General features: G+C 69.6%; 12 protein-coding genes and 1 pseudogene. 3 read left to right on the top strand and 10 right to left on the bottom strand.

Annotated features, from left to right (window positions below; translation table 11 throughout):
• From OO52_RS47040 to OO52_RS09910, 8 genes and pseudogenes are all read right to left on the bottom strand, one after another.
• Nucleotides 1-646: pseudogene (locus OO52_RS47040) on the bottom strand (bifunctional DNA primase/polymerase); the annotation flags it as partial.
• Nucleotides 643-792, bottom strand: coding sequence for a hypothetical protein (locus OO52_RS54530; protein WP_420711475.1), 150 nt, complete (start codon nucleotides 790-792; stop codon nucleotides 643-645). The gene OO52_RS54530 and the pseudogene OO52_RS47040, both read right to left, overlap by 4 nt.
• A 94-nt stretch (nucleotides 793-886) precedes the next feature.
• The gene (locus OO52_RS09940; protein WP_037670705.1) at nucleotides 887-2032 is read right to left on the bottom strand and encodes a MarR family transcriptional regulator; all 1146 of its coding nucleotides are present in this window, start codon (nucleotides 2030-2032) and stop codon (nucleotides 887-889) included.
• A 630-nt stretch (nucleotides 2033-2662) separates the two neighbouring features.
• Nucleotides 2663-3028: a DUF6251 family protein gene (locus OO52_RS09930; RefSeq protein WP_030642731.1), complete on the bottom strand. Its 366-nt coding sequence runs from the start codon at nucleotides 3026-3028 to the stop codon at nucleotides 2663-2665.
• Nucleotides 2998-3369 (bottom strand): RRQRL motif-containing zinc-binding protein, encoded by a 372-nt coding sequence (locus tag OO52_RS09925; RefSeq protein ID WP_037628883.1) that lies wholly within the window; start codon nucleotides 3367-3369, stop codon nucleotides 2998-3000. Before OO52_RS09925 ends, OO52_RS09930 begins: the two co-directional genes overlap by 31 nt.
• Entirely contained in the window at nucleotides 3369-4376 is a 1008-nt protein-coding gene (locus OO52_RS09920) for a hypothetical protein (RefSeq protein WP_030642735.1), read from the bottom strand. The genes OO52_RS09925 and OO52_RS09920 overlap by 1 nt, the downstream gene beginning before the upstream one ends.
• On the bottom strand, nucleotides 4373-4657 hold the full coding sequence (locus OO52_RS09915; RefSeq protein ID WP_030642737.1) for a hypothetical protein: 285 nt from the start codon (nucleotides 4655-4657) through the stop codon (nucleotides 4373-4375). The genes OO52_RS09920 and OO52_RS09915 overlap by 4 nt, the downstream gene beginning before the upstream one ends.
• Nucleotides 4654-4917, bottom strand: coding sequence for a DUF6284 family protein (locus tag OO52_RS09910; RefSeq protein WP_030642739.1), 264 nt, complete (start codon nucleotides 4915-4917; stop codon nucleotides 4654-4656). The genes OO52_RS09915 and OO52_RS09910 overlap by 4 nt, the downstream gene beginning before the upstream one ends.
• Nucleotides 4918-5395: 478 nt before the next feature.
• On the opposite strand from OO52_RS09910, the gene OO52_RS09905 reads away from it, so the two are divergent.
• A complete protein-coding gene (locus OO52_RS09905) occupies nucleotides 5396-6148 on the top strand; it encodes a GntR family transcriptional regulator (protein WP_030642743.1) in 753 nt (250 codons plus the stop codon).
• The gene (locus OO52_RS09900; protein WP_030642744.1) at nucleotides 6145-6666 is read left to right on the top strand and encodes a GNAT family N-acetyltransferase; all 522 of its coding nucleotides are present in this window, start codon (nucleotides 6145-6147) and stop codon (nucleotides 6664-6666) included. Before OO52_RS09905 ends, OO52_RS09900 begins: the two co-directional genes overlap by 4 nt.
• 190 nt (nucleotides 6667-6856) lie before the next feature.
• Here the strand turns inward: OO52_RS09900 and OO52_RS09895 are convergent, their stop codons facing one another.
• Complete coding sequence (locus OO52_RS09895) at nucleotides 6857-8530, bottom strand: site-specific integrase (protein ID WP_030642766.1); 1674 nt, start codon at nucleotides 8528-8530, stop codon at nucleotides 6857-6859.
• Complete coding sequence (locus OO52_RS09890; RefSeq protein ID WP_030642773.1) at nucleotides 8527-9207, bottom strand: helix-turn-helix domain-containing protein; 681 nt, start codon at nucleotides 9205-9207, stop codon at nucleotides 8527-8529. The genes OO52_RS09895 and OO52_RS09890 overlap by 4 nt, the downstream gene beginning before the upstream one ends.
• A 95-nt stretch (nucleotides 9208-9302) precedes the next feature.
• Here OO52_RS09890 and OO52_RS09885 point away from each other — a divergent pair, with 95 nt between their 5' ends.
• A complete protein-coding gene (locus tag OO52_RS09885) occupies nucleotides 9303-9533 on the top strand; it encodes a hypothetical protein (protein ID WP_030642775.1) in 231 nt (76 codons plus the stop codon).
• Nucleotides 9534-9725 lie beyond the last annotated feature (192 nt).

Below are 9725 nucleotides of genomic sequence, written 5' to 3'. Positions count from 1 at the left end.
CGGCGGCAGACCGGCCGCCTCTCCCGCCCCTTGAAGAGCCTCCTCCACCATGGGACGGGGCAGTTCACCGGAGGCGACGAACCGGCCCAGCGCCCGCGCAGCGCGCAGCAGCGTGGCGTTGCGCCCGCCCTCCTGCGTGGCGGCGACGGTGGCGGTCTCGTGCCGCAGGGCCGCCTCCGCGTAGCGACCCCGCCGCCCCGCAGCCACGACCGGCAGCGGGGCGGGCGTGGCTGCGGGGCGGTTGACGGGGTGCGGTGGGGCGAGGAGGGTCAGCAGCCACTGCGGCACCGGCCGCAGCAGCGCTGCCCCGGGGCTGCCCGTGGCGCTCGCAGAGCGCCTTGAAGGACGCCGCGCCGTCAGGCGCGTCCGTATCGCTCTTGGGCTTGTCCAGGTCCACGACCAGCAGCCCTGACGGGCCGGTTGCGATCCCGACGTTGTACGGGGCGTGCGCCCACGCGGCCCGGATGCGGCTGGGGTCGGTAGTGGCCCGCTGCTCCCACTTCCGGTGCCCACCGGCGCAGGGCCCGGTACGGGGGCAGACGGTCTCCCCATGGAGGGCGGGCCGCTTCGTCCCGGGGCGCAGGGGGAAGACGTGCCAGCCGCGCTCCGCCGCCGCGAGGGCGGCACCCAGCAGGTCGCCGCTCATGCCGCCGCCTCCAGGCTGAGGGAGGCGAGGAACGCAGCGCCGAGGTGCGCGGCGTAGCCCTTGGCCAGGCCGCCCGGGCAGCAGAACAGGTCCAGTAAGCGCGGCCGTCGGCCGCACACTCGCCGGATCAGGGTGGGTTGGGTCATGCTGGGAGACCTCCACAGGTCTGTTGACGGCAGGTGGACAGGCGGCGGCCCCGGTTCTTGGCGGAAGGGGGCCGCCGTCGTCTTGGGTGGTGGTTCAGGCGGCGGCGGTGTCGTCGCCACGCGTGGCGGTCAGCCGGCCGTCCAGAGTGCGGACGACCGTGCCGCCGGTGGTGAGGGTTTTGACGGCCTTGGAGACGGCGCCCTTGGACAGGCCCGTGATGGTGACGACGTCCTTCTGGGCGACCGGCTCGTCGGCGGTCTCGATGGCCTTTAGAACGCGGGCAACCGCGCTGTCCGTCGTGGGCTCGTCCGGCGCCGTGTTCTTGACGAGGGTGAGCGTCGGGGCGCCCGCGGCTTCCACCGTGGGCGCGACGGTGCGGGACCAGGGGGTGCGGTCGGGCAGGGCGATGACCACGCTCTTGTCCATGTAACGGACCTTGACGGGGTCGGGCTTGCGCTTGCCGTCCCGGATCAGCGCGACACCGGGGACGGGGAGTTCGTCGGCGTTCCAGCCCTTGGCCTGTGCGTCCTCCCCGAGCACGACGCGGGCCTCGGCCGGGGTGCGGACCGCGAGGCAGATGGAGACGCCGATCTGCGGGGCGATCTGCTTGGGGATGCCGTCGTTGATGCTGGGCTTCTGGGTCATCCACCACAAGTCGATGCACGCCGCGCGGCCCATGCGGGCGATGGACTCCAGCGCGGGCAGGGCGGACCGGTTGACGGTGCGGGTCTTGCCGTCGCCGGTCTCCATCTCGTAGGGGACCTTGTCGGCGGCCGTCATGACCTCGGCGCCCTCGTCGACGACGACCGTGATGCGCGGCCGGTCGGGGGTGGGGGTCCAGGTGTCCTGTCCCTTGGGCAGGATGCTGAGCCGGTCCAGCATCTCCGTCTCCAGCTCGTCGGTCACGTCGATAACTTCGCGCGGGGTGGAGGCGACGCGGGCCCGGTGGTCCCACAACCGGCCTTCCACACGCTTGAGATCGATGATGACGAGCGCGTTCGTGTCACCCTCGGACGCGTCGTACAGCAGCGGCCGGGACGCCACGCTCTTGCCCGCGCCGGACCGGCCGGCGATGAGCAGCCGTTCGCCGAGCGGCACGGTGACCTGCTCGCCGGTGACGGTGTCGACTCCGAGCGAGCGCCGTTCGGGTGTCCACTTCAGATCGTCGCCGTCGGCCGCGCTGCGGGTGCGCAGGATGAGTTCGGCCCAGCCGCCCTGCTTGCCCGCCTTGATCTGCATGCGCAGGCTCGTGCGTGCGCCGAGCAGGGCGCGGATGTGGTCCTCGGCCGCGCGAAGCTTGGTCGCCGTCCACGTGCCGTCGAGACGGACGGCGACGACGATCCCGGCTTCGGTCAGCTTCGGGCGGCCGCTCAGCGTCCTTGGCGGTGCGCAGTTCGCGTTCGGCGCGGTGGGGCAGGGAGGTGACGCCCTCGGGGTCGACGGCGCGGGCCCGTTCCAGGGCGGCGCGGGCGTCGGCCACGAGCGGCTTGCGCTGGGCGCGCAGAGCGGCGCGGCGGTCGGCTTCCTTGCGCCACACGTCGGCGGTCCATCGTGCGGCGGTGGCGGCGTACTGGCGGTGGGCACGCCAGACTTGTCCGTGGCTCACGGAGTCCTCTTCTCAGAGATGGTGGGTCGGTGGTGACGGGCCCTGCGACGGCCCGTCACCACACCTAGGGATTACGCGGAGTGAGCGTGTTTCCGGTTTCCTGGTTTCCGAGGCGGCCCCTACGCGTGCGCGCGCGAGGGCGGAAACTTCCGTCACCCTGCGTCGCTACGGGGCCTGTGGCGGCCGAACAGGCTTCCGGGGGTCAAACCCCACACGGAAGGGGGCTCAGGCGCTCTAGGGGCCGCCTACGGCCTCGGGGTGGTTCAGCGGTTCTTCCGGCCGCGCTTACCGGCGCCCTTGCCGCCCTCGGAGACGGAGCGGACGACGGTGACCACGGCCCAGCCGAGCACGAGCGCGATGAAGGCGAGCGTCGCGAGGTTCGCGGCGATGGCGGTCAGCACGCCGACGAGCAGCGGGCCGAAGTAGACGCCGGCCGCGACCGCGCCGGCACCGACACCGGAGCCGAGCGCGACGCGCTGCACCGTGCGGTCCGGCGGCGCCTGGTGGATGTGCACCACCTGCGGCCCGCTCGGCTGCTGGACGGGCAGGGCGGCGGGGTCGGCGTAGGCGTGGCTGCCGTCCGGGAGCTGAACGACGGTCAGCGGGCGGTGTGCGGGGAGCTGTTCCATGACGCACCCTCCGGGGCGTTGTCGGGGAAAGCGCAGGTCGCGCACATGCCGAGCGAGGGCGGGATGACGTATCCCGCATCCTTGCGGCACTCGGGGCAGATGCGGCGGGCGGCGTTGGCCTTGGCCAGAGCCGCCCACTTCGCCGGGGTCATCGGACGCACCGGCCTGGCCAGGTCGATGCGGTACAGGTAGGCGACCAGCGGGCCCCGCCGGCGCCGAGGCCGCTCCACCTGCGCCGCCACCCCCTGACCACCCGGACGCAGGCCCAGGGCGCGGAGCTGGCGGTAGGTGGCGTAGCCGTCCGGGGCGAGCCGCCACCGGTAGACGGGCAGGGTTCCCATCACTGACCTGCGATCGCGAGTTCAGCGCGGGCGCCCTTGGGGTCGCGGTGCTCGGCGTAGCGGTGGGAGACCCAGCCGACCGACCAGCCGCACAGCTCCGCCGCCTGCCGCACCGACAGACCCGCAGCGAACGCGGCAGCCACGATCCGGCGCGCCTCGTCCTCCGGCAGCTTGCTCTCGGCCGGGCCGCGCTCCAGCAGCGCGGCGCGTTCACGGGCCGCACGCTCCTCGCGCTCACGGCGTTCACGCTCCGCCTGCTCGGCGCGCTCACGCTGCTCGGCTTCGGCCCGCTGACGGGCCTGCTGTTCGAGCCGCAGCCGCTCTTGTTCACGCTGTTCACGCTCGCGTTCACGGCGTTCACGGATCTCCCGCTCGGCAGCCTCCGCCCGCTCGCGGGCCTCGCGCTCCTCGCGCCGTTGCCGCTCCTCCCGCTCAGCCTGCTCACGGGCCAGGCGGGCTTCGTGTTCACGCTGTTCACGCGCCAACTGCGCGGCGTGCTCGCGCTCCTCGCGGGCCTCTTCGCGGGCCCGTTCGGCGCGCTCGCGGGCCGCCTGCTCGCGCCGCTCCCGCTCGGCTTTCTGTTCCGCGTCCAGGGCTGCCACGGCGGCGGCGATGGCCCGGCGGTAGGCGAGGCTGGTCTCCGCAGTGACGATCAGCAGCAGTGGCGCCACCGCGTGGACGGCCACGCCGACCAGGTCTTTCTTCAGCGCGGAGTCGGCTGTGTTGAGCGCCAGGGTCATCAGGCCGGTCATCCACCGCAGGGTGAGGGGCCAGCGTCCGCCGTCCCCGCCCAGACGGGCCAGCACATCATCGAGCTTGACCACGATGACCACGGCGGCGTCCACCACAAGCGGCAGGATCGGCGCCGTCCATGTCCACTCCTGTGCCGTGTGCTCGGCCATCAGCGGCGTCACGGTGAGGATGGAATAGAGCATCGCCCCACACACGATCAGCCACGTGCCGGACGACAGGGCGCGCTCCGCTGAACGGGTCTGAACGCTGTTCACGCCGCCTCCCCGCCGTCGCGCAGGTCGCCGTACTCCCATGCGAAGGACTCGAATTCCGCGTCCTCGTCGCTCTCCTCACCGGGAGCAGCAGGAACGCCGGTGGAGCGCTCGCGAAGGCTTCGCAGCCACCCGACGGCGTTGACGATGACGCTGACGAGCAAGGCGAGGCACAGCAGCGGTTCCCGCAGCGCCAGCAGACAGGCCGTCGCCGTGAGCATCAGCAGCGAGCCGACACGGACGATGACCACGGGCAGGGCGCCCGGCGAGGGGTTCGCGCTCATGCGGCACCCCCCGGCTGCCCGGCCAGCGCGTTGACGTGGTCGCGGTGAGCGGCGAGCACGCGCCGGCGGGCCCGGCGGATGCGCCGCTCGTCCAGCTCGCTCGGCGTGCGGTCCAGGGTGATGATCTGCGCGTCCAGCAGGTCGACGTCCGCCAGGATCAGCGGCATCTCCTGCTCGATCGCGTCCAGCTCCGCGCTGGTGGGTTCCTTCCAGTCGGCGAACGCGGTAACAGCGTCCTGAACAGTCACGATGTGGTCCATGGGTCGTGTTCTCCCTAGCAGGTGGCAACGGCCCGAACAGCACCCCCGGAGTTGCCTCTCCGGGGGTGCGCGCCGTTGAAGTCGGTAGATCCGGCTCCCCTCAGCGCTGCACGTCCGAGACGTGCAGCGGAGGCAACCGGCCCGCAGCAGATGAGCTGCGGGAAGGTCGATGCGCGCCCTTGTCGCGCGATCCGTCTTTTCAACTCGGGGAGACGGGGCCCGCCTATGCAGTTCTCAATGAACGACCAGCTCAGGGCCCCAACTGCACGAGCTATCCCGAACCGACAGGCACGGCCAAGCAGCCCGTGACGACACAGGCAACGAGGCGTTGTAGCCATTGTCCGTACAATGGCTACGGACAGGATGTTGGCAGAGCCCTGACCGATACGCAAGGGCATTGGCAGCATTGACTAGACAATGGAGTCGGTGAGCGGCTTCCATGGGAGGCATGGCAGTGAGTCGTCTCGGGCGAAACCCGATGTACCAGCAGATTGCGGACGCCCTGCGGGAGCAGATCACGTCCGGGGAGCTCGAACCGGACGCGAAGCTTCCAACGGAAGCAGAGCTGCGCGATCAGTACGGCGTGTCACGGGAGACCGTGCGCAAGTCGCTGGCTCAGCTCGTGAACGAAGGGCTCATCGTCTCAGCACGTCCGCAGGGCCACTTCGTCCGGCGTCGCCGGCCGATGGTGTTCCGCCCCCAAGCGGAGTTTCGGAAGCGGCCGTACTCGCCAGAGATGGATGCCTTCATGACCGAGTACTCAGCAGAAGGGCGTGAGCCTCGGCAGGAGATCGAGGTGGCCATCGTGGAGCCGCCGGAAGACGTAGCCAAGCGACTGCACCTGGAGCCGGGGGAGCTGGTCGCGGTGCGCAAGCGGGTGCGCTACCTCGATGGCGAGCCGTTCAACATCAACGACAGCTACTTCCCTCTCGCTATCGTCCGCGATTCCGAGATCATGCGCCCGGAAGACATCTCCCGTGGCGCGAACGAGGTTCTAGCTGAACTCGGATACCGGCAGGTGCGGACGCTGGACGAGTTGTACGTCCGAATGCCCACCCCTGAGCAGGCTCATCGGCTTGACCTTGGACCGGGGACTCCGGTTGGTGTCCACGTCGTAACTGGCTACACAACCGACGGCAAGCCCGTGCGGGTCGCGGTGACCGTGCTCCCCGGCGACCGACACGTGATCTCCTACGAACGACAGCGCGAAGCGCCGAACGAGGATGCATGAGAGACCTGACCATCCGCCCTGGACGTCCTGATGAGCTAGGCGCCGTGGAAGCACTGTTGCGTGAGGCATCCGCTTGGCTTGCCTCACGCGGCATTGATCAATGGCAGTACCCACCACACCGTGACCGCATCACGGCGGCCTTGGAACGGGGCGTGTGCTTCCTGGCTTTCCGGGGCGGCGAGCCGGTCGCGACCATCCAGCTAGACGACTTCGCGGACCCTGAGTTCTGGACTCCAGATGATGAGCCGGACACAGCCCTCTATGTGCACCGTATGGCTGTGAAGCGCGAGTCTGCCGGCGCCGGCGTCGGCGACATGTTGCTCGACTGGGCATCGGAGCGAGCAGCGGCGCAGGGCAAGCAGTGGTTGCGGTTGGATGCCTGGAAGGACAACCAGGGATTGCACCGCTTCTACAAGAGCGCAGGCTTCACGCTCATCCGTGTCGTGGATCTCCCACACCGGAGGTCAGGGGCGCTCTTTCAGCGTGCGACGGGGCACACTCCTGACGGCGATTCTTGACGGCAACGTGCATGCACGCTGCCGTACGTTCAGGACCACGTGAGCACGCTCTGGGCAGCCATCGACCGTCGCGCGGCAGGTCGAAATACCCACCGGTAGAACTCCTAAAGCGGGTGTCGCAGGTTCGAATCCTGCCGGGGGCACAACGCATTACGCCGCTGACCTGGGGTTTCCTCCCCAGGGAGGCGCCCTATTCGGCCTCGGACTCGTCGTCCGGGGCCGTTTGCGTGAGCGGTGCGTGAGCGGACGGGGAGTTGATCTCCCGAATATCGCCCAACGGATCAGCATCATCCGGCACGGACTCCACGTCGGGCTTCTCCTCGCCGTCGGGCTCGGGCTCCGTTTCGGGAGCGGTGTTCTCGGAGGTGGCGCGGGCTCGCGGTACAAGCCGGGCTGCGGCCTCGGCGATGGCGAGATCCGCCTCTGGGAGCAGGCTCGTGTACGTGTCGGCCGTGATGGTGATCGACGAGTGGCCGAGCATCTCCTGGATGTCCTTCAGGTCGGCCCCGGCCGCGTGAGCCAGGGTCGCGGCACCGTGGCGGAGGTCGTGGAGCCGGACCGGCGGGAGGTCGATCTCCTCGTACAGCTCGATAAACCGCCGTGTGACGTTGGCGGGGTGGAGCATCTCACCGTTTTCCTTGGTGAAGACACGTCCGGTCTCCACCCAGGCGCTCTCCCACTCATTACGGTCCTTGTCCTGCTGGGCGCGGTGCCGACGCAGGGCCCGGACCGTGTCGGAGTCCAGCGCGATGGTGCGCGCGCCGGCGTCGGTCTTGGGGTCGTCCTCGTACACCTCCCAGCCGTCCACGACGAGTTGCTTGGCGACGGTGATGAGACCGGCGTCCAGGTTGGTGTCGGTCCACTTCTGGCCGCATGCCTCGCCCCGTCGCAGTCCGCGGAATGCGATCAGGTGGAACAGCGCGTACAGGCGGTCCTCCGCGACGTGGTCGAGGAAGAGCCCGGTGTGTTCCGGCGTCCAGACCATCACCGGCGACGGCTTCTCGCTGGTGCGCTTCCAGTGGAGGATGCGCTCCTCGGTCCACACGAGGGCCTTGGGTCGCTTGCCCGCCTCCAACTCGACGTGGGCTGCCGGGTTGAAGGTGATGAGCTGCTGGGTGATCGCGGCGTTGAGTGCGGCCCGCAGGGTGGAGCGGACGCGCTGGCGGGTGGCCGGACCGACGATGCGGCGGTAGGGCTCCATCTCGGCGATGGCTGTCTTCATCGCTTTGCGGCGGGCGCGGGGCTCGTGCCCCTTCCAGGGAATCTGGGCGAGGTCCTCGAACGCCTTGCGGCGGGCTGCGTTGCCTTCGGCGATCTCGACGTTGGCCTCGGCGATGGCCTCGAACATCTCCGACAGGTGGGCGACCCGGAGGCGGTCCAGCCGGTAGTGCCCGATCCGTGGTTTGAGGTGCACCCGGATGTTGCTCTCGTCGCGGCTGATGGCGCTCTGCCGCCCCTTCTTGCCCGCCAGCCACATGTCCAGCCACTCGCCGACCGTGAGCCTGCTCGTCAGGTCCAGGCCATGGCTGAGGCGCCTGCGCGTCGCCTCGATGTTCGGCAGCGGGGCCTTCTCCTCGGCCACCTTCTCCAGCAACTCGGCTATCTGGGCCAGGCCCTCGGCGTCGTCGGTGTCGGCAAGGCCGACGAGCGCGCGCACGTGGTCGAGGTCGGCCTGGGCCGCCTTGAGGCTCTCGTAGCCGGCGCGGCTGAAGGAGCGGCGGGTGCCGTCTTCGCGGGGCGGGAGTTCCTGGCGTATGGAGTACGAGCCGTGCTTGCGGCTGGAGAGCTTCGGGCACTTCTTGCCGAGCGGCTTACCGGTGTGTGGGTCGCGGCAGTAGCAGCGGCGGTGGGTGGAACCCTTCAAAGATCATTCTCCTCATTGGTGTTGCCGACGTGGGGGTCGACGTCGGCGAGTTCTGGTGGCAGGTGCGGTGGTGTGCCGCCGTCTTCGCGGATGAAGGCGCGGGCGCTGCGGAGGCGGTACTTGGCTTCCAACGCCCTTTCGGCGTAGTCGGCTTGGGCGAGTACGGCTTCCTCGCGTTCGGCCTGGTTGGGTGCCGTCTCGGCTTTCCAGCGCTCGTGCTTCTCGCCTTTCAGGGCGGCCAGGGCGGCACGCTGGTAGCGGACGTGGGCGCGGAAGTTGCGGAGCATGTCGTCTTCCATGCCGAAGTCCTCGATGTCGCCGGTGAACCAGCGCATGGCATCCCAAGTCGGGTCGGAGTGCTGCAGGGGAAGGCGCTGGACTCGGTCGACGTAGCCGACGGGGTAGAGCAGGCAGATGGGATAGGTCCGTAGGGCTTCGGCGAGGACGAGGACGTCGACCAGGGGCAGGTTGGCGCGGCGGCCGGATTCCATGTTGGCGATCACATTGCGCGGGATCGGATGGCCGATCTCCTCGCAGCGGTCGGCCAGGTCCTGGGCGCTCATGCGTAGCTCCTTCCTTCGTCTGCGGACCTCGGCGGCCACCGTGGCCATCACCTGGTCCACCCACTCGGGGACGTCGTCCTCGTCATCTCCAGGATCAAAACCGTGTTGTGTCATGAAGACACATTAGCTTCCCGATGATGGTTAGTGATCGCCTGGAGCCGGACGTGATGCCGCGTTCGCCGAGGGCTCACTCATGAGCGGAGCACTGGATGCGCAACAACGACACCGCCGAGCAGCCCAAGGGCATGACGCGAGAAGAGCTGCTGGCCCTGCCCGCTGCCGTTGACCTGGACACCGGCAACCGGGCGCTGGGCCTGGGGCGGAGCAAGGGTTACGAGCTGGCCAAGCGCGGCCAGTACCCGTGCAAGGTCCTGCGGCTGGGCAAGGCGTACCGCGTCGTGACCGCCGACCTGTTGAACCTGCTCGGCCTGGCCGCATGACCGCCCGAGCCCATAGCAGACGCTTCTGCGCTGAGCTGACACAGAAACGCTGGACTGTGTCGGGGCGTGGACGTACTGTCCGTGTTCCCTCGCCCCGGCCAAGGAAGCGAGAAAGCCCCCGGCGCGCCAACGCCGGAGGCTCCGCACACTCCACTGCCCGCATTCCAACGAACGACCTGCGTGAGTCGGGCC

Origin of the sequence: Streptomyces flaveolus (genome assembly GCF_000716535.1) — a bacterium.
GTDB lineage: Bacteria > Actinomycetota > Actinomycetes > Streptomycetales > Streptomycetaceae > Streptomyces > Streptomyces flaveolus_A.
The sequence above is the reverse complement of the archived record's forward strand: the minus strand, read 5'-3'. Positions and strand labels throughout refer to the sequence as shown.

What these genes read in the sequence shown, in the direction of transcription:
- OO52_RS09930 (WP_030642731.1), bottom strand. Translation starts at nt 3,028, where the DNA reads ATGGAACAGCTCCCCGCACACCGCCCGCTGACCGTCGTTCAGCTCCCG.
- OO52_RS09915 (WP_030642737.1), bottom strand. Translation starts at nt 4,657, where the DNA reads ATGAGCGCGAACCCCTCGCCGGGCGCCCTGCCCGTGGTCATCGTCCGT.
- OO52_RS09890 (WP_030642773.1), bottom strand. Translation starts at nt 9,207, where the DNA reads ATGACACAACACGGTTTTGATCCTGGAGATGACGAGGACGACGTCCCC.
- OO52_RS09940 (WP_037670705.1), bottom strand. Translation starts at nt 2,032, where the DNA reads ATGCAGATCAAGGCGGGCAAGCAGGGCGGCTGGGCCGAACTCATCCTG.
- OO52_RS09910 (WP_030642739.1), bottom strand. Translation starts at nt 4,917, where the DNA reads ATGGACCACATCGTGACTGTTCAGGACGCTGTTACCGCGTTCGCCGAC.
- OO52_RS09905 (WP_030642743.1), top strand. Translation starts at nt 5,396, where the DNA reads ATGTACCAGCAGATTGCGGACGCCCTGCGGGAGCAGATCACGTCCGGG.
- OO52_RS09925 (WP_037628883.1), bottom strand. Translation starts at nt 3,369, where the DNA reads ATGGGAACCCTGCCCGTCTACCGGTGGCGGCTCGCCCCGGACGGCTAC.
- OO52_RS54530 (WP_420711475.1), bottom strand. Translation starts at nt 792, where the DNA reads ATGACCCAACCCACCCTGATCCGGCGAGTGTGCGGCCGACGGCCGCGC.
- OO52_RS09900 (WP_030642744.1), top strand. Translation starts at nt 6,145, where the DNA reads ATGAGAGACCTGACCATCCGCCCTGGACGTCCTGATGAGCTAGGCGCC.
- OO52_RS09885 (WP_030642775.1), top strand. Translation starts at nt 9,303, where the DNA reads ATGCGCAACAACGACACCGCCGAGCAGCCCAAGGGCATGACGCGAGAA.